Annotated in this window: 21 protein-coding genes, 2 tRNA genes, 2 pseudogenes and 1 riboswitch; of the genes and pseudogenes, 7 read left to right on the plus strand and 18 right to left on the minus strand. The window is 34.2% G+C overall.

Annotated elements, in window-relative coordinates:
• Positions 1-47 precede the first annotated feature (47 nt).
• The 7 genes from FEZ18_RS03690 to FEZ18_RS03720 form a co-directional block, all read right to left on the minus strand.
• Entirely contained in the window at positions 48-2,204 is a 2,157-nt protein-coding gene (locus FEZ18_RS03690) for a SurA N-terminal domain-containing protein (RefSeq protein ID WP_153267072.1), read from the minus strand.
• A gap of 250 nt (positions 2,205-2,454) precedes the next feature.
• Positions 2,455-3,744: a hemolysin family protein gene (locus FEZ18_RS03695; protein ID WP_153267073.1), complete on the minus strand. Its 1,290-nt coding sequence runs from the start codon at positions 3,742-3,744 to the stop codon at positions 2,455-2,457.
• Positions 3,745-3,939, minus strand: coding sequence for a hypothetical protein (locus tag FEZ18_RS03700; protein WP_153267074.1), 195 nt, complete (start codon positions 3,937-3,939; stop codon positions 3,745-3,747).
• A 49-nt stretch (positions 3,940-3,988) separates the two neighbouring features.
• Positions 3,989-4,549 carry an LPS export ABC transporter periplasmic protein LptC gene (gene lptC / locus FEZ18_RS03705; protein ID WP_153267075.1) on the minus strand — a complete coding sequence of 187 codons (561 nt, stop codon included), beginning with the start codon at positions 4,547-4,549 and terminating at the stop codon, positions 3,989-3,991.
• Complete coding sequence (locus tag FEZ18_RS03710; protein ID WP_153267076.1) at positions 4,550-5,932, minus strand: tetratricopeptide repeat protein; 1,383 nt, start codon at positions 5,930-5,932, stop codon at positions 4,550-4,552.
• Between the two features lie 18 nt (positions 5,933-5,950).
• Entirely contained in the window at positions 5,951-7,264 is a 1,314-nt protein-coding gene (locus FEZ18_RS03715) for a hypothetical protein (RefSeq protein WP_153267077.1), read from the minus strand.
• Positions 7,264-7,992, minus strand: a complete 729-nt coding sequence (locus FEZ18_RS03720; protein WP_153267078.1) for a type III pantothenate kinase — start codon at positions 7,990-7,992, stop codon at positions 7,264-7,266. The genes FEZ18_RS03715 and FEZ18_RS03720 overlap by 1 nt, the downstream gene beginning before the upstream one ends.
• Before the next feature lie 173 nt (positions 7,993-8,165).
• Here FEZ18_RS03720 and FEZ18_RS03725 point away from each other — a divergent pair.
• A tRNA-Phe gene (locus tag FEZ18_RS03725) sits at positions 8,166-8,238 on the plus strand.
• A gap of 746 nt (positions 8,239-8,984) precedes the next feature.
• On the opposite strand, the gene FEZ18_RS03730 is transcribed toward FEZ18_RS03725, so the two are convergent.
• From FEZ18_RS03730 to trxA, 4 genes and pseudogenes are all read right to left on the minus strand, one after another.
• A tRNA-Asp gene (locus FEZ18_RS03730) sits at positions 8,985-9,058 on the minus strand.
• An 81-nt stretch (positions 9,059-9,139) separates the two neighbouring features.
• Positions 9,140-10,069: a DUF58 domain-containing protein gene (locus FEZ18_RS03735; RefSeq protein ID WP_153267079.1), complete on the minus strand. Its 930-nt coding sequence runs from the start codon at positions 10,067-10,069 to the stop codon at positions 9,140-9,142.
• 129 nt (positions 10,070-10,198) lie between these two features.
• Positions 10,199-10,740 (minus strand): annotated as a pseudogene (locus FEZ18_RS03740) (ClpP family protease).
• Between the two features lie 78 nt (positions 10,741-10,818).
• Complete coding sequence (gene trxA, locus FEZ18_RS03745) at positions 10,819-11,136, minus strand: thioredoxin (RefSeq protein WP_153267080.1); 318 nt, start codon at positions 11,134-11,136, stop codon at positions 10,819-10,821.
• A gap of 394 nt (positions 11,137-11,530) precedes the next feature.
• Here trxA and FEZ18_RS03750 point away from each other — a divergent pair, with 394 nt between their 5' ends.
• From FEZ18_RS03750 to FEZ18_RS03765, 4 genes are all read left to right on the plus strand, one after another.
• Complete coding sequence (locus FEZ18_RS03750) at positions 11,531-11,896, plus strand: SRPBCC family protein (protein ID WP_255473340.1); 366 nt, start codon at positions 11,531-11,533, stop codon at positions 11,894-11,896.
• A 644-nt stretch (positions 11,897-12,540) separates the two neighbouring features.
• Positions 12,541-12,774 (plus strand): thioredoxin family protein, encoded by a 234-nt coding sequence (locus FEZ18_RS03755; protein WP_153267082.1) that lies wholly within the window; start codon positions 12,541-12,543, stop codon positions 12,772-12,774.
• 116 nt (positions 12,775-12,890) lie between these two features.
• Positions 12,891-13,103: a DUF2024 family protein gene (locus tag FEZ18_RS03760; RefSeq protein WP_153267083.1), complete on the plus strand. Its 213-nt coding sequence runs from the start codon at positions 12,891-12,893 to the stop codon at positions 13,101-13,103.
• Positions 13,104-13,157: 54 nt separating this feature from the next.
• Positions 13,158-13,763 carry a MarR family winged helix-turn-helix transcriptional regulator gene (locus FEZ18_RS03765; protein WP_153267084.1) on the plus strand — a complete coding sequence of 202 codons (606 nt, stop codon included), beginning with the start codon at positions 13,158-13,160 and terminating at the stop codon, positions 13,761-13,763.
• A 93-nt stretch (positions 13,764-13,856) separates the two neighbouring features.
• Here the strand turns inward: FEZ18_RS03765 and FEZ18_RS03770 are convergent, their stop codons facing one another.
• The 7 genes and pseudogenes from FEZ18_RS03770 to dnaE all read right to left on the minus strand — a co-directional run bounded on the left by FEZ18_RS03770 (position 13,857) and on the right by dnaE (position 24,891).
• The gene (locus tag FEZ18_RS03770) at positions 13,857-15,683 is read right to left on the minus strand and encodes a TonB-dependent receptor plug domain-containing protein (protein WP_153267085.1); all 1,827 of its coding nucleotides are present in this window, start codon (positions 15,681-15,683) and stop codon (positions 13,857-13,859) included.
• 856 nt (positions 15,684-16,539) lie between these two features.
• A complete protein-coding gene (locus FEZ18_RS03775; RefSeq protein ID WP_153267086.1) occupies positions 16,540-16,833 on the minus strand; it encodes a hypothetical protein in 294 nt (97 codons plus the stop codon).
• Between the two features lie 156 nt (positions 16,834-16,989).
• Positions 16,990-17,967, minus strand: a complete 978-nt coding sequence (locus tag FEZ18_RS03780) for a DNA gyrase C-terminal beta-propeller domain-containing protein (RefSeq protein ID WP_153267087.1) — start codon at positions 17,965-17,967, stop codon at positions 16,990-16,992.
• Positions 17,957-19,378 (minus strand): phospholipase D-like domain-containing protein, encoded by a 1,422-nt coding sequence (locus FEZ18_RS03785; RefSeq protein WP_153267088.1) that lies wholly within the window; start codon positions 19,376-19,378, stop codon positions 17,957-17,959. The genes FEZ18_RS03780 and FEZ18_RS03785 overlap by 11 nt, the downstream gene beginning before the upstream one ends.
• Positions 19,379-19,381: 3 nt before the next feature.
• Positions 19,382-19,768, minus strand: a complete 387-nt coding sequence (locus FEZ18_RS03790) for a hypothetical protein (RefSeq protein ID WP_153267089.1) — start codon at positions 19,766-19,768, stop codon at positions 19,382-19,384.
• Between the two features lie 139 nt (positions 19,769-19,907).
• A complete protein-coding gene (locus tag FEZ18_RS03795) occupies positions 19,908-20,282 on the minus strand; it encodes a hypothetical protein (RefSeq protein ID WP_153267090.1) in 375 nt (124 codons plus the stop codon).
• Between the two features lie 40 nt (positions 20,283-20,322).
• A riboswitch (SAM-I-IV-variant riboswitch) is annotated at positions 20,323-20,425 on the minus strand.
• Between the two features lie 79 nt (positions 20,426-20,504).
• A pseudogene (gene dnaE, locus FEZ18_RS03800) lies at positions 20,505-24,891 on the minus strand (DNA polymerase III subunit alpha).
• Between the two features lie 533 nt (positions 24,892-25,424).
• Between dnaE and FEZ18_RS03805 the strand changes: the two are divergent.
• Together FEZ18_RS03805 and rimM are read left to right on the plus strand one after the other, a co-directional pair.
• Positions 25,425-25,925 (plus strand): 30S ribosomal protein S16, encoded by a 501-nt coding sequence (locus FEZ18_RS03805; protein ID WP_153267091.1) that lies wholly within the window; start codon positions 25,425-25,427, stop codon positions 25,923-25,925.
• 148 nt (positions 25,926-26,073) lie between these two features.
• Complete coding sequence (rimM, locus tag FEZ18_RS03810) at positions 26,074-26,598, plus strand: ribosome maturation factor RimM (RefSeq protein WP_153267092.1); 525 nt, start codon at positions 26,074-26,076, stop codon at positions 26,596-26,598.
• The last annotated feature ends 3 nt before the right edge of the window (positions 26,599-26,601 follow it).

A 26,601-nucleotide genomic window follows, 5' to 3' on the forward strand; every position in this document is an offset into this window, starting at 1 on the left:
AAAGCCCCGAAAATCGAGGCTTTTTTTATATGTGTTACTTTTAGTATTTATTGAATTTGAGTCTCAGCTCTATTATCTTCAATATCTGCGGCTTCTTTTAAAGCGCTATACAATTTTGATGTTACGACAGCAACTTTACGCGCTTCGACTTGATTAGCGTAGCTCTGATAATTATCCAACTCTACTGCTGGTGTGTATTTAGTTACTTGAAGCATATACACCCCATTTGCACCATCGATTAAGCTAGACGTTTCGCCCTCTTTTAAACCAAATGCAGCACCTACAATAATAGGCTCTCTACCCGCACCAGAAAGAACTGGAGACGTCATAGTTACGGCCATAGCCGTTCTAACCGTGGTGTTTTCGGCAGCTGCCAAATCTTCTAAATTGGTAGCAGAAACACGATCTCTAATAAGCTTAGCCTTTTTCTCTTTTCGAATGGCAGGAATAGCGATTGCCGAAGCTTCCTCTACACTTTGAAGGCCAGCCTTATGCTTGGCTACCAATTGTACAGCAACATAACCGGTAGACGTTGTAAAACGTTTAACATCACCAACTCGAGATTCCTCTTCGAATGCCCAACGTACAATCGGTCTTTGGTTTCCTATACCAGGAATATTTTCATCCAGTACTTTTATACCATTTACTGGTCGAACTGTATAATTATTCTCGTTTGCTAAATCTTGGAAATCGCCTGATGCCGCATTAATCTCAAAATTTGAAGCATCTCTAAATACTTTCGATACTGTAGCTTCAGAAGGTTCAATCTTACGTGCAATAGTAGCTACTTGAACCGCTTTCTTTGTATCCGACTGTCCTTCGATTTCAATGATATGGAATCCAAACACAGTTTTAACAATCCCTAAATCTCCCACTTTACCTTCAAATTCGAAATCGTTAAATTCTGGTACCATGGTGTTATAAGGGTGCCAATCGTATCGACCTCCATTTTCAACACTCCCTTGATCTGACGAGAATGTTTTTACAAAATCACCAAACTTAGATTTATTTGTTTTAAGAACACTTAAAAGACTATCGGCTGTAGCTTTAGCCTCTGCCTCTGTTTGCACCACATCTGGTGTTGCCGATTGCGAGCCTTTAAAAGGAATTAAAATATGACGCACTTTAGCCGAATCTGGAATCTGTTTTACCGCAACTAATTTTGATATTTTAAAGAAACCATTATCTTTATAAGGACCGTATACCTCACCGACATTGAGGTTAAAAATATTATCGGAAATACTTGAAGGCAAATCAGACTTAAACACAAAACGATCATCAAATTTAATGTCAGAATTAGCATTCACAAAGTCTTCATGATCTTTTGTTGTTTTAAAACCAGCGATGGTTTCTGTGGTTTTTAGACCTTCATTATACTCTTCTCTGTCATTTAACAACACGTTTAAGGCCTCTTTAATGGCGTTTTCATCTTCAACAGTAGCGGCTTCTTTAAACTCCACATAGCGAATATCTCTAGAAGCGTCCACTTTAAACTGTTTTTTATTTTTATTGATGTATGCCGTAATATCAGATTTAGAAACAGAAACCGTACTATCTGCAATCGAAGCGTAAGGTATTTGTACAAACTTAATATCTACTTTATCGCCTTGTAATTTGTGCTCTAGCGCCCCTTCTGCTAAGGTGCCTGTTAAACCCGCTTTAACTAAATTAAAATAATTCTGACTTAAGGCGTTACTAGCCAACTGTCTTTCATAATTCACCCAATCGTTAAACGTTAAAGGTTGCCCACCAATAAAACCAGGTTGTGGCGAGAGCTCTTTCAGGTTTGCGATAAACTCATTTAGCTTGTCTTCATCAAACAATCCTGCTTCATTAACAAACTCAGGATTTGTAGCCATGGCAGTTTTAAGTAAATCGCGCATTTGATCTTTTTCTATCGTAATACCAAGTGCATCGTATTGAGTTTCCATAACAGCTTGTCTCACTTCTTGCTCCCAAACACTATTCATTACCTGAGTATTGGTTGCAGATGCTCCCGCACGCTGTTGTGCAATCTCTACTTTTTGTAAAAAGTCTTCACGAGTAATATCTTTTCCGTTAATGGTTGCAACAACATTTTGTGATTTCGCCATTAGCGCATCGCTATTTTGGAATAAATCTGCTAAAACGAAAGAGAATAACGCTAATGCAATAATTAATATTAAAAATAGTGAGCGTTGTCTAATCTTATTTAAAACTGCCATTTGTAATTAAAATTTAAAATCCGTAAATCGGGATTAGTCTTGTTAGTTGTTTTGGCATTTCATCATTTATTGACAAAATACAGTGCGCGAAAATACCATTTTCTATTTAATAATGAAAGCGTAAAGATGCTTTAATTAAATTAAATGCCATAGATTTCATTTTTTGCATTGGTACGCATCCAGTTGTTATTAACATTAGTTATGGGCACTCTAAAGCACGGAATCCAATGTGTTATCTGCCTAAGGTGTTTTACCTGTCGTTTAAAACCTTGAGCTCCACCAGATCGATTTTGGTGTTTGATACTTCTAAAATATTGAATTGAAAGCCCTCAAGGTGCACAACATCATTTTTTGCAGGGATTTGCTCGGTTTGATTTACAATTAAACCTCCTAAAGTTTCGTAATTTTCGTTCTCAGGTAGATTTAATTTATAAGTTTCGTTTAAATAATCGACCTCTAAACGAGCAGAAAAACAATAGGTGTGGTCACTCGTTTTTTCTTCAATCAAATCAATGGTATCGTGTTCGTCTTCAATCTCGCCAAAAAGTTCTTCCACAATATCCTCAACCGTAAGCATTCCAGAAGTACCGCCGTACTCATCTAAAACTACAGCTATACTTTTGTGTTTTTTAGTAAGGACGTTTAAAACATCTTTAATTAATACCGTCTCCGGAATATATTCTACAGGAAGCATAGCCGCTTTAATGCTTTTCGGTTTTTTAAACAGCTCAAAAGCGTGCACGTAACCCAAAATATCATCGACCGTACCCTTATATACCAGAATTTTAGTGAACCCCGTTTCGGTAAAAAGCGCATTAAGTGCGTTTATCGTTTCGTTAATTTCAACAGCTACTATTTCGGTTCTTGGCACCATAACCTCACGAGCTTTTACTTCAGAAAACTCTAATGCATTCTGAAATATCTGAATCTCGGTATCCACATTATCATGGGCTTCTACCGATTCCATTTGCTCACTAATATAATTGCCTAATTCTACCTTGGTAAAAGCTAATTGAATTTGATCGCCTTCGGTTTTAAAAAAGTACTTTAGTATAAAATCGGAAATCCAAATAACGAAATCTGAAATAAAATTGAATATTACAAAGAATATGTAAGCCGGAACCGCTAATATTTTTAGGAGCTTATTAGAGTAGATTTGAAAAAATACTTTTGGCAAAAACTCTGCGGTAATTAAAATAACCAATGTAGAAATAATGGTTTGACTCAACAAACTTAAATCGTCTAACATATAATTTACAAAGCCAGACGTGGTAGGCAATAAAGAATGAAACCAATTAACCAACAAATCGCCCATAAAAAACCCGTAAATTACCAAAGCGATATTGTTTCCAATAAGCATGGTTGTAATAAATTTCGAGGGTTTAGCCGTTAACCTACTTAATATTATGGCTAGAAGTCCATCTTGCTTTTTTTCAATTTCGATATGGATTTTGTTTGAAGATATATAAGCGATCTCCATGCCAGAAAAAAAAGCAGAAAGAATTAACGAAGCGATTATAATAGTAATATAAATACTCATTTATTTAGAATTATCGCCATCCTTAAACTTTTGATTGAATCGTTTTCTGAAAAAAAACATAAAAACTGCGAGTGCCGCAAATAATACCGAAGTATAACTTAGCTCGCCATTGACTGTGTATTTATCGATAGCATCGTATATAAACAGTGCCGCAAGCACTAAATAAGCATATTGAAAAATCTTGTAATATTTCATTTTTAATTATGTATTATAATAGAGCTGAATTTAAAACGGTTGTTAATTTTTAATTGTTAACAACAAAATCTGAATCGTGAAACTCTATAAGTTCCAAGTCTTTTAAATCTCTATCGGTATCGAAAACATTCCCTTTAAGTGTCGATCCGTCGTTAGCTTTTAAAGTAATTGGTAAATTTGTAAATAGCCAGTCTTTTTTTTGATCGTAGTATAATTGCTGTGCGTAGAGCGTATCGTTTGTGGCTGTAGTAATAACCACGTTACCTTGTAAATCTATAAGATTTGTACTAGAATAACTAATGGCATAATTGGCCGAAACGACACTTTTTTTATTTTCCTTATCGAATAAGTCTAAAACAATCCCTTCGGGAAACTCAGCATACGGAAAATCTCTGTTTTGGTAATCTAGCATTTTCGGACTAATAAGAATGGCTTTAAGCTTACCAGAATCGGTATATTTTAAGTTGATATTTTCGGCAATGCCAATAGGTGTGTTTTCAGACACCCCAATTTTCTGTACTTCCTTAAAATTATCCTTACACGAAAAAAACATAGTCACAGTGATTACTGTGACTATGTTAAGAATTTTATTTATGTAATCTGTTTTCATTTAAATTTTAGGCACCGTAACAGATGATCCAATCCAACATCCAATTTTTATGGTTTTCCCAGAATTAGCAGCACTAAAAATATCTGCTTTAGATGGCGCTCGTGCTGTATAACTATTTGCCGATTGTGCAGCAGCCTTTTTTAAGGTAGGATCTACACGTCCCGCTTTTCTTGCTTCTTCTGCGGCTAACCAGTACACGGCTCTTTTATTAAATGTCGTATCACCACAGTTATTGGCACTTGCGGCATACATCGCAGCGATGGCTAAGTGCGGACGTCCATTAGATGGATTTAATTTTAAAGCGTTTCTAAAATAACCTCTCGCTTGGCCATATCGCCCTTTATTCTTAAGAATTACACCAATTCGGTAAGCTAATTTCGATTTTTTAAAACTATCGCTTTCTAAATCGTAAGACTGCTCAAAATAGGTAATCGCTTCAGATTCTTTACCTTCTTTTAACAAGACACCTGCAACAAAATATTTGGTATCAGCAGATGGTTCAGTTTCATCATAAGCTTTTACTAGTTTAATGTATAATGGATCGTCTGTACATTCCTTATTAAACATTCTACTCACTGCTCGTCTTAACCAAACCGCATCGTTTTTATACAACTCAAAGTCCCTTTTATACAATGGTATTAAGTTTTCACAATTAGCACGTTTACCCAATTTAGCATCAATGTTTCCAGAAATTAAATCGTAGGCACTTAAAAAACTAGAGTACGATTTTTTATAACGCTTCTCCTTACTGGTTAGGGCTGTACCTGCATCTTCCTTTTCAACTAATTTATTTAATTTTACAGAGTAGTTTTTAACCTCTTCTTCTATTTTCTCGGCAACATCATCGTATTTGTTAAACAAATCCTTGTCTTGTTTTTCTCCAGAGTCAAACAAGTCTACCATTAAAGAAAAATAAGTGTAAAGACTTTTTGGGTTGTTAAACGTTTTTTTATCGGCAGTATAGGCCGCATCAAAACAGTCATAAAGCTCTAAATTAGATTTATTTAATATATCTTTATTATCGTACATTAATTGACATGCTTTTGCCTCGTATTCACCCTTAGGTGTCTTGCTAGCAAAATGCGTCATCCTTTCGTCCCATAACTTAATAAGATCATTAACATAAGCCACTTTTTCTGCGCCTGATGCATTTTTAATTTTGTCTGCTAAAATCCTTTCGCCATAAACATAAATAGCTCTATTAAACTTAGGATTTCGCTCTCTTAACTCCATAAATGGCTTATACGCTGAGTCGTAATTTTTGGCTTTAGCCGCTTCCGTCATTATCGACAAAGTTGACATGTCCTCTTGGTTAGTTTGAGCAAAACTAACATTTGATCCTAGAAGCCATAGTGCAAATAATAATGTGATTTTTAATTTCATGATAATAATTTAATGATGTTAGTCATACTTCCTTTTATTGAACCATCGATCGTTCAAAGATAAACTTAATTGTAAATTAACAAAATTCTCTTGAATTAAGTTACTGTTTTTGGTTCCGCGTTTACCCATTTCGAAACCTATATTGGCGTTAGAGAACACTCTAATATCTCCTATTGGTAATCCTAAACCAAAAGATATGCCAAACTCTTCAATAGACTCATTATTTATATTTAGTCCTGTTTTTTCTGCTCGAATACCAGCCCTATAAACAATGCGTTTAAAATAGCCATCTAAGGTATTGTAATTAGGTATAAAAAACCCACCTAATGACATAATTGAGCCATCTTCAAAATTGGTGCCCGTACTACTGTATAAAGCGTTCGAGAATTTACTCGTTTTCAATACCGTATATTCTCCACCAACAAACCACTTTCTAGGTTGCCCAATACCAGCGCCAAACGAATACTTAGAAGGCATAATTAAATCGGTTTCAGCCAATCCAATAGCTGCTAAATCTTGCTCTATAGTATTGAGTGCAAACTCTTGTCCTGTCGTGGAGTTAATCCTTATGGTTGAAAAAGTACGTTTGTTTTTGGATGTTAAATTACTCTCTGGGGAAAATGTAACACCAGAAACAAGCTCAAGTTTTTTAGTTAACATTTTCTTATACGAAACTCCAATATTAAAACTTAAACCACTTAAATCCGATCGGTTAGACTCTCGCGATTGATATTGTGCCAATGTGCCTTGGTTATCGTAAAGAAACTCGACAGTCGAGTTCTGTATATTTCCAAAATTATAATGCGCATCCACTCCAATACTTAATCCTTCCATTAACATATATCCTAGACCTAAATACACCTTATTAACACCACCTTCTCCTCTAAACCTGTTTAAGGGGTTGCCATCGGTATTAACCGACTCTAGTTGGTAGCCCACAGAGGTATATGGCATTAATCCAAAGCCTAAACCAAATTTACCCATAGGCACCGATAACGCAATATAATCGAACGTAGTGGCCGAAGCTTTATCGTTTCCAGAGTTACTTTCTAAATCTAAGCTCGAGTAACTTCCTCCCACAGAAAACTTAACAGGTCTGGTTTCTTTATTATAAAATTCTAAATTTTTACTAGCATACGAGGCAGGGTTGCGCAAATTAACATGAATACTGTCGCTGTAAATACTTAAACCGCCCATACTTCTATTTTCGACGGTTCCTTTAAATTTTAGACTTCCAATACCATAAAAAGAGTATGGTGATGCCGTACCTTGTTGAGCGTAACTCTGAATTGCAAAAAAAGCAATAAAAACTAATACAAGTTTTTTTATCATTAGTGTGTATTAAATTGTAAAATATAGTTTAAGCCCTCTAAAAGAAAATTAGAGTTGACAAATATGCTACTTTTTAATTGTTTAGACAAGAAATTAGCATCTCCTCCTGTTAAAATAACTGTTAAATCTGAATATTTTTGTTTATAATCTGCTATCAGCCCATCAATTTCCTTTAAAACTCCGTTAACCACTCCCGAGTGTATGGCGTTATTTGTAGAGTTTCCTATGAGCGCCTCAGGGCGTTCTGTCTCTAATAAAGGTAAACTAGCCGTAAAATTATTTAAGGATTTATAGCGCATCCGAATTCCAGGAGAAATAGCACCACCAAGATAGGCCTTATTATGGGTAACAAAATCGTAGGTAATACAAGTACCTGCATCAATTATTAATGTGTTTTTATTTGGAAACTTTTTTATTGCCGCGTTTACTAAAACCATTCTATCGATTCCCAGAGTGCTAGGTGTACGATATAAATTTGTGAATGCCCATTTCGTATTAGCGTCTAAAATTTGTAAATCAAAATGTTTATTGATTTCATCAATATCCTTAGCTTCTAATTTACCAACCGAAGATAAAATGACTTTTTTAATCGAATTATATTTCTGCTTTAAAGACTTGATACCACTAACAAGATCCTCCAGTTCTACAACCTCCTTTACCTCAAGCCTATCGCCTTTAAAAAGAGCCAACTTCACATGGGTATTGCCTACATCTATAATTAAATTCATATCCTATTACACTCTAAGTTTAGAGAATCACTAAAAATAACGGTTTGAAATTTTTTACAATATTAATATTTAAGTTTATGTGTGTCAATTAAATAACAATAAACTTTAATTTTTTTACGTTTTTCTTTTGGCAGATAGCAAAAATGAATATATATTTGCAACCGCTTAGGCATGGTACCTTAGCTCAGTTGGTAGAGCAAAGGACTGAAAATCCTTGTGTCCCTGGTTCGATTCCTGGAGGTACCACAACCAAATCCCGAAACATAAGTTTCGGGATTTTTTGTTTTATAAAACAATTGGTCTTTTTTGGGCGAGTTTTTAAGAAAAATAAAAACCGCGCTATCCACTGTATCTTTTTATTACTGTATCACTGGCATTAAAGTTTTTAAAACGCTATGAAGCTATTTGCTTAAACACAACTTTTGGACTTGATCCCTCATTTGTGTATAACGATTTTTGTTGCGCCAAGCCAATAAAACAAAACAAGCCAATTAAAATTGTAAAATATGTCTTCATAAGAGATTAGAAAAGGGGTTGTAAACAATTTTACAAAGCCAATTACATTAAAAATAACAGAAAATTGTCCCGCTTACAAAAAAACACCTTCAAACTATGCTTTTCAATGTCGCAGTGAATTCTATGGTTAAAAGGCCGTATTTAAAGTCTCGACCCGGTACAGCTAAATTAAAACTTAATTAAATCAAAATAGATAGATCATCATTATATTTAATTTGGCTTCATTTTAAATTGGATTAAAATGGAACACCTGAAGAAAAAATAAGCCCCCTTTTTTAAGACATAAAATAATCAGAAACCCCTCTAAATAAAAAAAGCATCCCAATCTTCTTATTAAGAAAAAAGGAAAGCTTCTCATTGGAATGCCAAAATAACTCTGACATAACTACGTCCTAGATTACTCTAGGCACAACACAACTTCTTTGTATTGCTAAAAAAAGCCCTAATTTCTTAGAGCTTCTTTTTGCAATTTTTAGCGGTCTGGACGGGACTCGAACCCGCGACCTTCGCCGTGACAGGGCGACATTCTAACCAACTGAACTACCAGACCGTTGCTGTATTGCGGTTGCAAAGATACACGCCTTTTTGAATATCGCAAACCTTTTTTAAACTTTTTTTAAAAAAATTTTAATTAAAGAAATTTTTGGCGCTCGAGCATATAAGTCGTTAACACATTACTTAGCGGTTTATTAATGTCTGCCTCCACATATTTAATTTTGTATTGCGCACATTTTAAGCGTAATGCATTAAAATAAGAGCTTACCGCTTCACCATAACTATCTTTAATCGTATCTGCAAAGAGGTTAATAGTTGCACCAGTCTCGACATCAATAAATTTTTTAGGTTTATTGTCAAAATTAAAATTAAACTCTTTTTCCTTATCGAATACATGAAATAAAACCACCTCATGTTTGTTATATTTTAAATGTCGTAACGCTTCAAAGAGCTTTGCATCATCTTCTATGGTTTGAAACATATCTGTAAACAGAAAAATCATGGATCTTCTATGAATCTTTTCTGCTATTTGATGTAAATACTTATACGTTTCACTCGTTTTTTCTTTAGCTCCAGAATACAGCACATGACTAAGCTCACTCATTAGCATATGATGGTGTCGCTCGCTACCCTTTTCTGATGCATAAAAGTCATAATTATCACTATAAACACTTAAACCCACCGCGTCTCTTTGTTTTTTAAGCATTTGCATTAACGCTGCTGTTGCTAATACCGAAAATCCTATTTTATTAAGATTATCTATCGAAAAACTATCCATGTCTGGATAATGCATCGAGCTACTATTATCTATAATAATATGGCAGCGTAAATTCGTTTCATCGTCGTAGCGTTTGGTGTAAAGCTTATCTGTTTTTGCAAATAATTTCCAATCTATATGCCGCGTGCTCTCCCCTTGGTTGTATATTTTATGCTCGGCAAATTCTGCTGAAAACCCATGAAACGGACTTTTATGCATGCCCGATATAAAACCTTCTACCACTTGTTTTGCAAGGAGTTCAAGATTTTTAAATCCGTTAGCTTTATTTAGTTCGTTTTGTAAATTCATAGACCCCACTTAATTTCCACAAAGGGTAGATACTCTCTGGTGGTAAAAGCATAATGTTTCATTTATAAAAGATTTTAACCACTAGTAACTCTTTTTCCATAGCATTAGGAGTTCTCCCTACTCTGATATTTAAGGAGCTATCTTATCCACAATACCATATTCTACAGATTCCTCTGCGCCCATCCAGTAATCACGATTAAAATCCTTCATGATTTTCTCAAAAGACTGTCCGCAATTATCTGCTAATATTTGCGCTCCAATTTCTTTGGTTTTTAAAATCTCTTTGGCCTGTATCTCTATATTCGATGCTTGACCGCGTGCACCGCCACTTGGCTGATGAATCATAACGCGGGCATGCGGATGTATAAACGTTGTCCCTTTTCGCCGGCCGACAACAAAATAGACCCCATTGATGCCGCCAAACCTGTACAAATGGTAGATACGGGGCTTTTAATCAATTTCATGCAATCGTAAATGGCAAATCCAGAAGTCACATAGCCACCAGGACTATTAATGTACAGGTGGATGGTCTCGTGAGATAAAGCATCCAGATATAATAATCTGTCCACGACATGTTTTGCAGAATCATCATCCACCTCGCCCCATAAAAACACTTTTCGTGCTTCAAGTAATTTACTATCAATAGCTTCTTGAACTTTATTTTCACTCATAATTTCTATTTTTCATCTAAAATAAAAAAAGGTTTACCATAAACGGCAAACCTTTTCATTTTTCTTTTTAATGATCTTCTATAAAAGTGCGTCGATAGCTTCGGTATACGCGTTTTTAGGCGCTACTCCCACTTGTCTGCCCACAACCTCTCCGTTTTGGAAAACCAATACAGTTGGAATGTTACGCACACCGTATTTTGCAGCAAATTCTTGATTCGCATCAACATCTACCTTCCCTACAACAGCTTTACCATCGTACTCCGTGCTAATTTCTTCAATAATTGGCCCAACCATTCTACATGGTCCACACCAAGCCGCCCAAAAATCTACCAATACAGGCTTGTCACTTTTTAATACCGTTTCTTCAAAAGTTGCATCTGTTATTTCTAATGCCATAATATTTATATTTTAATATGTTTTACTTTAAACTTGATTACAAATTTAGTCAAAATATTTTCGATACCTTACAAAGCTACAATTTGTTTTATTTATAACCATATTGCCTTAAGTTATTTCATTTTTTCAGGGCGCAACCGCAAGGGTCGGGCTATCCGCTATATCTTTTTTGCACTCCATAGTTTTAGTATCTCATTAAGCAAACAAAATGGTATAACACATTTTTTTTTATTACACAGATCGTTTAGCTCAAAAAAGGATGCCGCTACTATCCCTTGCGCAATGCTAGATTTCATTTAAAATCTCAATTAGGTAGTCACAAAGTTGCATATTAATCAAAAAACAAATAGTTACGAATGATGTTATTAAAAAAGAAGTCCTGTTTAAACATCCCATAGAACAAGTGTGCAACCCCATTACAAAAGCCGAAGAAATCTCTACTTGGTTTATTCCTAACGATTTTAAAGCAGAACCCAGATACCAATACACCTTTACCTCACCTCCAAACGAAAAAGGATGTACGGTTACCAGCGGCAAGGCAAAAAAAGCCCATACGTACATACTAATCTACACGTGGATAGTAGGCGACACCAAAGTTGAAACCATCGTAAAATGGGAATTAGAAGCTACCCAAAATGGCACAAAACTATCATTAGAGCATTCTAATATCTATAACTATGCATGTGAAACTGCGGTTGCTAGGTTCGAAAGTTTTAATGGTGGTTGGGATAACTGCATTTCTAGTTCAACCAGTTATTAAAAACAAGAAGTTAATTCAAGATAAAATTACCTCCTTTTTAACGCCATAGCAGATCCAACAAGGTGTGAAATTTTTCATGCCTCGGTTTTGGCTACCTCAGCATGGTCTATTACCTAATTTTCTAATCAATTTGACATTAGCGGCCAAGGCGTTACCAAACACCTTAAAACATAAGAAGCCGCGGGTTTAGCTTATATCGATGCTAAAGGCGAGAACGTTTTTGTAACGCCAATGCAAAACCTCCCAAAGAAGTGAATACATAATTAAGATTTTACGAGCAATTCTGGGATGACAAACTAGGTGACTTAGGCCATTATTTAGAAGGCAAAGTTTAATCTATAACTTCGCATTGAGGAGATTACAACGTGACAATCTATATAATTATGAACTCAAAACTTGAAGTAATCGATATACAGCTTCTCAGGCTTTTTTCTAAATAGTGTCTGGACGGAAACACAGAAAAGGCCATTTTAACCTCTCCCAAGGCGAGTTAAAACGGAAACCCAGAAGCAGAGCCCTCGGAGAATTCTTCAGGTTTAGAAACTCAGCATGACACAAAAATTTAAAATAAAATGTTAAAATATTTTACATTGTTAGGAATCCTAACTATATTTGTTTCTCAATAATAATTAAAACAAAATATTATGAAGAAATCAATTTTTTATCACGCAGGGTGTCCAGTATGTGTTAGTGCAGAACACGACATTATTAATTTAATAGGAGCAGAAAATATTGACATCGTTCATTTTGGAGAAGACAATTCCAGAGTTTCAGAAGCCGAAAACGCCGGTGTAAAATCGGTTCCAGCATTGGTAACACCAAACGGAAATGTGCTTCATATCAACTTTGGTGCTTCTATGGAAGCTATAAAAGGCTAGTTTTTAAAGCAATTAATTAGGAATCCTAATTTATAAAACACGTTATATTATGAAATCAATAGTAGTATTTTTAGTAACCTCATTTTTATTTACATTAAGTTGTAAAAGTCAAAATCATGCTTTTTGATATCTTAGTGTCAACTAAAATAAATGATGCTCAAATCGTTTTAAACTATGGCACAGCATATTTAAAAAGCAAAACTTTTAAAACAGAAAAACTATCATTAAAAATTTGCAGATTTTGTCATATTGAACATGCTACCGCTGCTATTGTAAACGATATTCAAAACAAAGGTTATTCGCTTATTGAAATGGAAAACTGCGATTAATTTAATTAGGATTACTAACTTTGCCTGTCGACCTAATCTCGACAGGCATTTTTTATGAGCGATAATATTTTTAATCCAACACATCAAGAAACCAATATCTATAATAAAATTGTTGCTGGTTTAGAGCGTATTTCTGAAGCTTTTAAAGTTTTACTTTGGGAAAAAGCAAAGCTTATGGGCTTGAGTCCAATTCAAATACAAATACTCATTTTTATTAATTATCATAAAATTGAATTTTGTAATGTGAGTCATTTAGCTAAAGAATTTAACCTTACAAAACCCACAATTAGTGATGCTGTAAAGGTTTTAGTGAATAAAAAACTGATTGAAAAAACATGTTCTACTTCTGATAGTAGAAGTTATGCCATACAATTAACGGATTCTGGTAATACTATTGTTTCCAAAACCGAAAATTTTGCACATCCTTTAAAAAAACAATTAAAAGGTATTAGCAATGAAAATCTAGAATCTACCTTTGAAACGCTTACTACACTTATTTATAAATTAAATCAGATTGGCATTTTAACAGTTCAACGTACTTGCTATGGCTGTAAGTTTTACCAGAAAAATAACCATCAACATTTTTGCAATTTACTAGATAAGGAATTACTCAATTCTGAGATTCGGATAGATTGCAACGAGTTTGAAGATAAGGCTTAACCGCAAATCGCTATGGCATCGAAAAAGAATTCCAGAGTATAGTTACAATAAAATTGAGTTGAATTCCACTAGATTTTTGTCTAGGCAGAAACCTTATCTAAAACCATAACGCAGCCCAAACAAAACATGACTTGGCGGCATGGGTGTAAAACCTGATTCAATATATTTGGCATTAAAAATATTACTTGCCGTTACAGAAAGCTCTACTTGTTTTAATTGCATAACTACCGAGGCATCCCAAACATTGTAAGATTGTCCTGTGGTACGCTCGGCATGTTTATAAACAATATTCTGACGGATTTTTTCTGTAAACTGCGTGCTTAACCGTGTTGTGAAATGGTGTTTTAAAGTGTTTAAGGCATAGCGAGATAAGGCTTCGTTCTGCTCTAAAATATCATCCTCTAAAAAGGCGTAACCCAAAGCTAGGGTTTGGGTAAAACTATCGATTTTTAAATTGTAAGCGGCATCAACCTCTAAGCCTTTCGTGTTCACCTCTGCAATATTGGTTGCGGTGTAAATGGTTTCAACCAAATTTGGCCGGATATAATCGATTAAATTTTCAGCATCTCTATTAAAAACAGATAAACTTCCTCTAAATTTCTCACTTATATATTTTATTCCCACTTCTTGAGCAAAGGCTTCTTCGGGTTCTAAATTAGGATTTCCATTGGTTCTTGGATCGCTATAATACAAATCGGTATAGGTAGGTATTCTATAAGTAAAACCAATGTTTCCGTAAGCTTTTAAATTGTTGGTAATATCAAAACCAATATCCAAACCAGGAAAGGCATTAAATTTAAAATCCGAAAAATAGGTCATCGCCACACCAGGCGTAATATCTAAGCGATTGTTAGCAAATTGGAATTTATGTTCTAGAAACACGGTGGTCATAAATCTGTTTCTATCTCCTAAATTATTACTGCGTAGGTAAACTTTAGACATATCAACACCAAATCCTGTAACACCTAATTTTGATCGGTATGAGGCATTGGCTTCTGCTCCAATCTTATCTGAAATATGAACATTTCTGAAAAAATTAGGTTCAAATCGTTTTAATAGAAACACATCTTGATTGCGTTTCCAATACACACGAGGATGAATTTTAAATTTATCAGATTGAAATTTTGTAGTAAAAGCAATTAAACTGTTTTGGGTTTCTTCGTATTCATTGAAATCTGGATTGGTGGTATAAAAATTTTCGGCTCCAAATTTACGTTCAAAAAAGGTCGCCATCATTTCTATGGGCTGCTCTTTTTTGTTGAACGCACTTTTTAGGAAAATATTTGAATTATCGTAATCCGAATTATTTCGATAACCTTCAGAAGTCATTTTACCAACATGAAGAATATGAGACGAATGTTCCAACTCTGAACCTACCGTAACCGAACCGTTAAGCTGCCCGAAAGAACCCGTTTCAGCGTTTACAGAAACCGAGTTTTTTAAGCTGGATTTCGTCACGATATTAATAGCTCCTGTAAAGGCGTTTTGACCAAAAACACGTGCTGCTGGTCCTTTAATGATTTCAATACGCTCAATAACTTCAATAGGCAAGGCCGCATTCATGCTGTGATGACCAGTTTGCGCATCGTCCATTTTCACACCATCTATTAATAGAAGGGTTTGGTCGAAACCACCACCTCTAATAAACAAATCGGCTTGACTGCCTCCTGTACCACGTCGTCTAATATCGACACCTGCAACTTGTTGTAATACATCTGTTAAAGTTACAGCTGCACTATTTTTAATATCTGTAGACGTTATAATGTTTATGGTTCTCGAATTTTCTTTAAAAGGCAAATCGATACGGGCCGAGGTTATGGTTACAGAATCTAACTCCTGTTCTGGATAATTTTGTGCCTTAAGATTGTAGTTTATTGTTATTAAAAGTATGGTAAAAAAAAAGAGCGTCTTTAGATTCATTTTTGATTTATTTTTTCCAGCGCAAGATAAAACAATTTTGAGAAAATTAAACTACTAAACCGTCATTGCGAGGAGGCACGACGCTGCAATCTCTTGACAAAAAAACCCAAATCATAATCACAAGTAAACAACAAACAGATTCCTACGCTTTTTTTCCTATAGAAAAAGCTCTGAATGACAACACAAACAAAACCAAAACCACAAAAACCCCGTCATTGCGAGGAGGCACGACGTGGCAATCTCTTGACAAAACCCCTAACCATAATCACAAGTAAACAACAAACAGATTCCTACGCTTTTTTTCTATTGAAAAATCTCGGAATGACAATACTAACGAAACCAAAAATCATCAACAACCCGTCATTGCGAGGAGGCACGACGCGGCAATCTCTTGACAAAAAAACCAAATCATAATCACAAGTAAACAACAAACAGATTCCCGCGATTTTTTTCTATTGAAAAATCTCGGAATGACAACACTAACGAAACCAAAAATCATCAACAACCCGTCATTGCGAGGAGGCACGACGCGGCAATCTCTTGTTAAAAAACCTAATCATAACCACTAGTAAATAACAAACAGATTCCTACGCTTTTTTTCTATTGAAAAATCTCGGAATGACCGTACGGATATTACAAAAAAACTGAACACCGACTACGCAAAAACTAATTCAACCAAAACTTTACGTCCTGCAATTCCAACACATCCAAGAGGCCTTGACACACTTTAACTTTTGGCTTTCTATTGGGTATGTTAGTTTCATCTTTTTTTAGTATTATAAACCAAAAAAAAGCCTTTTCAAATTTGTTTTAAAATATTTATAAAAAAATTGGAACCATATCTATTTCAATGAACTTACAACACTAACAATTTTGGGGTCACAAACAGCTCGCTTTCTTTATTGACATTGGGACTATAAACAATGCATTCTCGATAATCCTTTTTTGTTTGAGAATAATATTCTTTTACAGCATCAATTAAATCTTTTATCGATTTTATTTCAACTGAATTTCCAACTAAACCTTTCTGGTTTGAAACAACAAAATCAAACCTATTTACACACTTTAAATTAAAGCTTGTAAAGGCTTTATTTTGATTGACTAGCTCGTTCTTTTCATTAAAAAACTTTAATAATTTTTCTTTTTTCATTCGTTTTGTTTTTTGATTTGAATCTAAATTACAACCGTAATTCCAAATCTCAAAAAACATTAATCTCAGTTTGATATATCAAAATTGAACTAATGAATTTGGAGGCTATTTAATATTATTTTGCTACTTCTTTAAGAAATATTGATACTGTAATTATTATATAATCAAATTTATTTGATTATCAGAAATTTTCACTCCCTTGGGCTCAGAATCAAGCCAACACCTTCCATAAATTTGAATATCATGAACGTTTAGCTTTTGTAAGTAGTTTTCTTGTACTAAAATAAATTCATTTCTATCTAAGGTATTTATCGCATGCTTAATTATGCAAGTATTATAATTTCCGACAGTAACATGAACACCTTTGCCTCCATAATTTGTTAGTCTAAAATCAGAAATGCTGATTCTAAAACCATATCCGTTTTCTGAGATCAGCAACAAAATTGACTCCTTTAGATTATTAATAGAAACCAATCCTTGTACATTATCTTCTTTGCTAATAAAACTTATTACACGATTTCCGTATGCATTTTTTTTCAAAAATTTAAGCTTTGATAGTTCAAATCTTATCGCTCTATCATTTGTGAAAACCATAAGTTGATTGTTCTGATTTGGGATTTTTTTAACAGCTTTTAGTTTATCTTTATTGTAGAGCTTAATTGCAATTTTATTAGTTAATGTTTCTTTGACGAACTCTACTAAATAAATCTTTTTTACAAAACCACCTACTGTAGCTAAAATTAGATATTCCTTATTTGGTTTAAAGGAATTAAAGAGTATTGTAGAAATAATATCAACATCTTTTTTAAGATTGAATAAATCAGTCAATGCAATTTCTTTGTTTTCTTTAAGTGCTTCTAATACATTTTCTGCATTTATAGAAAAGTATTTTCCATCTGACATAAAAAAAAGAATCTTATTATTTTTATTACTAAAAGGGATTTTTAAATAAAACTTAAATCCACCATTACATGTTTCAATATCTTCGACCAGACTTACAGTTCTATTTGATTTGATTATAACATGATAAGCTTTACTAAAATTAGATAATAATTTCTCTCCTATTTCTAATTGTTTACCTAAGCTAATGAGCGAACTTGAAATTATTGTAATTTTATTATCACTATCTTTCATTTTCTGATTTTAATTTTAAATCGACTAAAATAGTTTCAAATTTTGATTTCGTTGTACTAAAATAATAATCAAAATCAGTTATTTTATTAATTTTGTGGTAAACTCGAGATTCTTTTAAACTATTAAGATTTTTCTCTATCTCTTCACGCTTTATAATAAGTATGTGTAAAACAGATTTTAACTTCTTTAATTCATCTATTGTTTCTCCTTGTGAAGTAAAGATTCCTTTCTCTAAATCCTTTAATATTTCTGAAACCTTTTTAAAATCATTTTTTTCATAAGCCTCCCTTAAATTATAGAATATTTTTTCCGCCATTACTTTTTGTGCTTCAGTTACTTTATCAGGATGACACAATAAAGAAGCTTTTCTGAACATCTTTTTTAACTCTATTTGTTTATGATATCCCAAAGAATACCTTTTAGGCTTTTCCAATGCTTTATTATACGAATAAGAAAAGTCTTTATACTCTTTTTGCGCTTCTTGATAAGAGTTTTGTTTTTCAACATTTTCTTTATCTTTATCTAATTCTTTTTTAGCTAAAAATCCTTTTAACAAAAGTATTTTTTTTATAATCTTTCCAAGATCTCTATTGTACCTATCATTAAAACCAGAAATGAGTTTCTCTATATCTGTCTTCTCACTCTCTAAAGTAGCAATTTGAAACTCAAGGCCTCTTATTTCTAATTTTAATGCAGAAATATATGGGTCATGAAAAATAGTGACTTTTTTATAATTAGCAATAATCGCTTGTATTTTATATAATGCTTCTCTATAATTTTTACTATCACATAAACTTATAACTTGAGTTATTGTATCGAGACCCTTATCATTAATACTATTATGAGCCAAAAGTTTTAATTTGCTTACTTGATATTTTATATCATCGTTATCCTCTATCTTAATTGCATTTCTAATGGCTCCGAGTCTCAGAATTACTTTTGCCCAATCAATAAATATCTCTTTAATTATACCTTTAGCTTTTTGCTTAATTTTATCAAACTCCTGATTAAAATCTAAAATAAGATTGTCATCTCCTTCAATAATCGTAATACTTTCGTGGTTTGATTTTGCTTTTTTTGTCCAATTATACGAGCCAAAGATTAAAATCTTATTATCAATTATACAAAACTTATTATGCATTAAAGGTGCATACGCAAAATTATCACCTACCCAATAAAACTCTCCTCCACGTCTTTTAATTTCTGTAAATTTAATATTAGAGTTAAAATTTATGTCATTATTAGCAAGAAGCAACTCCACTTTCACACCTTCATCTAATTTTTGTAAAAGAATATCAAAGAGCTTCCCACCAGTAAACCAAGCTACTGCAATTTTAATGCTTACTTGACTCCTTTTCAGTTGAAATTCAATTTGGGTATGGATTTTTTCAAAAAAAGCTTGTGTTTTCATGTTCTAAATTATTCTTGGATTAATAGCATCGGTTTCTTCCAACATTACAATTTCATTATGAAACACCATAACAGTCCTATTCTGCTCTAAAGCTTTCAATAATTTTTTAGCTAATAACAAAACATGTTCTTTAAAATCCTTTTCACTTAAAGGAAATTTAGGATAATTAATAAACTCTAACATCACACTAGGTTCAACTTGTCCGCTCAATACAATATCACAATTAGAAATAGCAGCACTTAAATAAACATTTTTTATCTGTATTAACTGTTCCTGTTCTTGCTGCAAGGCTTTAATAACATCTTGCTTGGTAAGCAAATTTTGGGTGTAGCCTTTTTGTAAACCAATTACAAAACTTGCTGTAAACTTTTGTGATATTGTACTTGTCATGATTTTTAATTTTTACTCTATTCCTACATTTCAATTCAATGCTTTAACAAAGCCTCAAGTAAAATGGTATCTAAATCAGTTTTAAACTTGAATAAATAAGCTTTCACCTATTTTTATTTGTAAGACATTAATATCAATTTTAATTTTCTAGCCAATATTTAAGTGAATTTAAATGTCTTTTTATCATAATCAAATTACGGTTATCTGTTTTTTTTAAATATTCCTCTCCTATTCCTTTAATTTTTTTATCATCAGGATATTCTGTAATAATCTCATATAAATTTGCTATTACTTTCCTGTCTATTTCCTGTTCTAATTGTTCCACAGATTTATTTTTGACTTGAATGTTCATAGCATCCATGCATTTCATAACTGTTTTATAATCAGAATCTTCATTTAAAGTTATATTGTCTCTGATTGTTATTCTATGGGATTTTAAGTTTTGAGTTTTTACTACTGAAAAGTTTTTCTTTGACTTTAATTTAAATTGACTAAATAACTTTTTTAAATACATAATTATTATTTTAAAGTTACATCAATAAACTAAGAAGGGAAGTTGCTCTTTATTTTGACAGACTGTCCACATCTTTTGACCACCGCGGACTCGCGTCTCGGTTGGTTTTTGAGCGTTTAAAACTCAAAATCTTGATGTATTTTAAGTAAAAATAAGAAAAAAAAGCTTAATACAAAAGTTAGAAGCTTATTGTTTTGAGATTTATGCCTACACAGGAATTAGTTAATTCAACCTAAACTTCACATCCTGCAACTCCAACTCATCCAAGAGTTCTTGACACACCCTAACTTTCTGCTTTCTACTTGGCATAGCCAACTTTATTTTTTCATTGATATCATAAATCAAAAAATTCAGCATTTGGTTTCCGGGGTGCATACTAATCAGCTCGCTTAAAGCTTTTATTTTCTGTTCGCTTAAATCTTTAATATCGACCTGTATAGATAGTTTTTTGGCATAATTCTCCATGACATCATGCAACAACTGGAAATTATTAAACTGTAATCTTGGATCGCTTTTCTTTCCAGTGTCTTTATTTACCCAGCCTTCGCGAACAAAAGTTTTTACAAACACGAAATTATTCTTCATTAAAAAATGACGAAACTTTAAATACTCTTCGCCAAAAATCCTGAATTCAAAACTATCGGTATAATCTTCAATGGTAAATAATGCCCAACCTTTACCCTGTTTACTTACACGGTGTTGCACATCGGTTACTACGCCAGCGAAAACAATTTCACGATTAACATAAGGTTCTAAAGTATTAAACATAGCCACGTTACCATTAGTAAATGTTTTTATTTCAGTTTTAAAATCGTCTAAAGGATGCCCAGAAATATAAACGCCAACCACTTCACGCTCTTTACTTAATTTTTCCATAGTGCCCCACTCCTCACATGGCGGGACTTCGGGTTCGGCAATTTGTACTTCACTAGACTCACCAAATAAACTTACCTGCGCCGAGTTTTCGTTTTCTTGGTGCTTTTGTCCGTACTTTATGGCTTTCTCTAAAAAGGTAATGCCATCGCCATCATCATGAAAATATTGCGCACGGTGTGTATTAGCCAAACCATCAAAACCACCTGCTAAGGCCAAGTTTTCAAAGGCTCTCTTATTGGCAGCACGCAAATCGATGCGTTTGGCCAAATCGAAAATAGATTTATAATGGCCATCTTTTCTATTATTTACAATAGTCATTACCGCACCATGGCCTACGCCTTTTATAGCTCCCATGCCAAAACGAACGGCGTTATCTTGATTTACCGAAAACTTATAATAACTCTCGTTAACATCTGGGCCAAGCACGTCTAATCGCATACGCTTACACTCTTCCATAAAGAAAGTAACTTGCTTAATATCGTTCATATTATTAGATAGAACGGCTGCCATATATTCTGCAGGGTAGTGTGCTTTTAAATAAGCCGTTTGGTAGGCAATCCAAGCATAACAGGTAGAGTGCGATTTATTAAAGGCGTAACTCGCAAAGGCTTCCCAATCTTTCCAAACTTTTTCTAAAATTTTGGCATCGTGTCCATTTGCACTGGCTTGTTCTATAAACTTGGGTTTCATTTTATCGAGCACGGCGATTTGCTTTTTACCCATAGCTTTACGCAAAACATCGGCTTCACCTTTTGTGAAATCTGCTAGTTTTTGAGAGAGCAACATCACCTGCTCTTGATATACCGTAATCCCGTAAGTTTCTTTAAGGTATTCTTCCATCGCTGGCAAATCGTACTCAATGGTTTCATCGCCATGCTTTCGGCGAACAAAACTTGGTATATATTCCATTGGCCCCGGACGATACAAAGCATTCATGGCAATTAAGTCTTCAAAAACAGTAGGTTTTAAATCTTTAAGGTGTTTTTGCATGCCGGGCGATTCGTATTGAAAAACACCTACAGTTTCTCCTCTCTGGAACAATTCATAAGTCTTTTCATCATCTAAAGGAAAGGTGTCTGGGTCGAGCACAATACCGTGCTTTGCTTTAACAATTTTTACGGTATCTTTAATTAGGGTTAATGTTTTTAATCCTAAAAAATCCATTTTTAATAAACCGGCATCTTCTACTACCGAGTTATCAAACTGGGTAACATATAAATCGGAATCTTTAGCTGTTGCTACGGGAACAAACTTGGTAATATCGTCGGGTGTAATAATCACTCCGCAGGCGTGAATACCTGTATTTCGCACCGACCCCTCTAAGGTTCTTGCTAGGTTTACCGTTTCGGCCTGTAAATCGCTACCTTCAGAAATATTTAAAAGTTCGTTTACTTTTTCTAGATCTTCAGCTCTAAATTTTTTAGCCAATTCTTTCTCGTCCACTCCAAAAATCTTACCGAGCTTAGACATGGTTGGAATTAACTTTGCAATTCTGTCGGCATCAAAAAGGGGTAGATCTAAAACTCGGGCGGTATCACGAATTGACGATTTTGCCGCCATGGTTCCATAAGTAATAATTTGAGCAACTTGATTACTCCCGTATTTATCGATTACATAATCCATCACGCGACTTCGGCCTTCATCGTCAAAATCGATATCGATATCTGGCATACTAATACGGTCTGGATTTAAGAAACGCTCAAAAAGCAAATCGTATTTAAGCGGGTCTATATTGGTAATCCATAAACAATAGGCCACCACCGAACCAGCTGCCGAGCCACGACCAGGCCCTACCGAAACATCCATATTTCGAGCTTCCCGAATAAAATCTTCTACAATTAAAAAATAACCGGGATAGCCTGTATTTTCGATAACGCTTAACTCAAAATCGAGGCGCTCTACAACCTCTTCGGAAAGCGGTTCGCCATAACGTTTTTTTGCTCCTTCAAAAGTTAAGTGCCTTAAAAAAGCATTTTCGCCCCGCTTGCCGTTATCCAATAAATCTTCTTCATGTTTAAACTGGTCAGGAATATCGAAAGCAGGCAACAACACATCACGCGCTAATTGATAAGCTTCCACTTTATCGATCACCTCTTGAACATTATAAATGGCTTCAGGAACATCTTTAAACAGTTGCTTCATGGCATCAGGAGACTTAAAGTAATACTCCTGATTTGGTAAACCATAACGATAACCACGACCACGACCAATAGGTGTCGCTTGTTTTTCACCATCTTTTACACATAGTAAAATATCGTGAGCATTGGCATCGTCTTGCTTTCTGTAATACGTATTATTTGATGCAATTATTTTTACATCATGTTTTTGGGCTAGTTTAATTAAGGTCGGGTTTACACGGTTTTCATCCTCTTGATTATGGCGCATGAGCTCCACATACAAATCGTCGCCAAAGGTTTCTTTCCACCAAAGTAAGGCCTCCTCGGCTTGATTTTCACCGATATTTAAAATTTTACTAGGCACTTCACCGTACAAGTTTCCTGTGAGTACTATAAGGTCTTCTTTATATTTTTCTATGAGTTGTTTATCGATACGCGGTACATAATAAAATCCATTTACAAAGGCATGCGACGATAATTTTGCCAAATTATGGTATCCATTTTTATTTTTTGCCAACAGTACAATTTGGTAACCATTATCTTTTCGGGTTTTGTCTAAATGATTGTCGCAAACAAAAAACTCGCAGCCTATAATGGGTTTTATTTCTTTTAATGTAGTGGTTTCGCCCTTTTCCTGGGCTTCAGCTATTTTTGCTTTTACACTGCTATTATGTCTATTTACCGCATTTAGAAAATGGAAAGCCCCCATCATGTTCGCATGATCTGTTAGGGCGACTGCTGGCATGTTGTATTCGGCTGCTGCCGCAACAATATCTGCCACTCCCATGGTAGATTGCAAAACCGAGAATTGTGAATGATTATGTAGATGTGCAAAATCGACATCGGCTAAATTGGATATATTTTCTTTAATTTCTGCCGAAGATATATCGCTAGCTTGAGCCTTTTGTAATCGTTTATTAATTCGAGCACTTTCCTTTTTTAAATTAATGTGCTTTAAACCAATAAGCTGAATGGTTTGCGGATTAGCCTCTGTAAATTTTTTAAAATAATCGGGGGTCAACATCGAGCTCCTCCTTGGTATATTCACCTAAGCGAATTAATTCTAAAAAACAACGCGTTGTGGCCTCGACATCGGCTGTGGCGTTATGTGCTTCAGCAAAAGGTTCGTTAAACAAAAACTCATGCAACTCGGTTAAAGTGGGCAGTTTAAATTTACCATAGCGCCCTCCTGGAATCTGGCATAAGTTTGCTGTGTGTTCTGTACAGGTATCTAAAACTGGAAGTTCTTGCAAGGGGTTGGCGACAGCGCCACGAACAAATTCAGCACCCATAATATTAAGGTCGAACTTTACATTTTGCCCCACCACAAATTTAGTTTTACCCAGTGCTTCATTAAATTTCTCTAAAACTTCGGCCAAAGGCACCCCTTGCTCCATAGCCAATTCGGTAGAGATACCGTGAATTTTCTCGGCATCATAAGGAATATTAAACCCCTCTGGTTGCACCAAATAATCTTGACTATCTATACAATTTCCCATGGCATCATGCAGTTGCCATGCAATTTGGATACACCTAGGCCAATTATCGGTATCTGTAATAGGTGCGTCCCATCGCTTTGGTAATCCTGTAGTTTCCGTGTCGAAAATTAAGTACATAAAAGTAGTTGTTAGTCGCCTTAAAAGCCGTAAAGTTTTTAAACGTGTAAAAATACATAGAAATTATACTTTTATAAAATGAAGACTGCAAGAGTTGTAAACAAAAAAGAAAGAACACTAAAGCGCAGCCTACTTTGGTTGGAAATTTAAAAAAACTTGTATGGTAAAAACCCTTAACCATATCTAAACCTACCCTTTTAAAGCATTATAACACAAATGTCCGATCAAAGATATTATGAAACTGTCAACGCCTTTAAAATATAGAACTTTACACATTTTTTTAAATGTTACCTTGTTTATTTTAAACCATTGTTAAGATTTAAAGGAGATATTTTGCTAATTGAAGCACTTCTGCTTATCCCTTAGTTAGAATCAAGTCTTTGTACTTGATTCTAAAAGCGAAGCGGTCTTAAGCCTCTTATAAGACATTGATGATAATATTCTTTAAAATAAAATCCTTAAAAATAAAAAAATATAGTATATTTGCGCCCTCATTAATAACAGAGGTCGAGAACCTCAAATAATTAATAATTATGCCAGTAAAAATTAGATTACAAAGACACGGTAAAAAAGGAAAACCTTATTACTGGATCGTAGCAGCAGATTCGCGCGCGAAGAGAGATGGTAAATACCTAGAAAAATTAGGTGCTTACAACCCGAACACAAACCCAGCAACAGTTGAATTAGATGTTGATGGTGCTGTAAAATGGTTACAGAATGGTGCACAACCAACTGATACAGCCAAAAACCTATTATCTTACAAAGGTGCTTTACTAAAAAATCACTTAGTAGGTGGTGTTAGAAAAGGAGCCTTAACTGAAGAGCAAGCAGAAGCAAAATTTGCGGCTTGGTTGGAAGAAAAAGAAGGTAAAGTACAGGCTAAAGCTGAAGGATTATCTGAAGCTCAAGCTAAAGCTAAAGCTGAAGCATTAGCTGCTGAAAAAGCAGTAAACGAAGCAAGAATAGCTGCGGCTGCTCCTGCGGTTGAAGAAACTGCTCCTGAAGCTGAAGCGCCTAAAAAAGAAGAAGAATAAAACGTTTATTTTTTATACTTTTAAACTCCGATACCTGCTATCGGAGTTTTTTGTTCAAAATAGTTTTGTGCGATAACTTAAAGTGTGAATTCTTAAATGATTAATAGACCGATTTCTGTGTTTGCTGAAATTGAAAAAATACCTTTTTATGACTAAGGAAGACTGTTTTTATCTCGGAAAAATTGTAAAAAAATACAGTTTTAAAGGTGAAGTATTGGCAAAATTAGATACAGACCAACCAGAGATTTACGAAAATTTAGATGCTGTATTCTTAGAACTAAGAAATAATTTAGTCCCTTTTTTTGTTGAAAGCTCACAACTACATAAATCTACTTTATTGCGCCTTAAATTTGAGGATGTAGAAACCGAGGCAGATGCCGATGCCATAATGAAAAGTAATTTATATTTACCGCTTAACTTACTTCCAAAACTTGAAGGCAATAAATTTTATTTTCACGAAGTTATTGGCTTTACCATAGAGGACAAAAATTTTGGTGAAGTAGGCCTCATAAAAAGCATTAACGATTCTACCTTACAAGCTTTATTTGTGGTCGATCGCCATGGCACCGAAATATTAATCCCCATGAATGATGAATTTATTTTAAACGTAGATAGAGAGAATAAAACTATTTTAGTAGAAACACCCGAAGGTTTAATTGACCTTTACCTATAAGTT

It is taken from the genome of Oceanihabitans sp. IOP_32 (assembly GCF_009498295.1).
Taxonomy (GTDB): Bacteria; Bacteroidota; Bacteroidia; order Flavobacteriales; family Flavobacteriaceae; genus Wocania; species Wocania indica.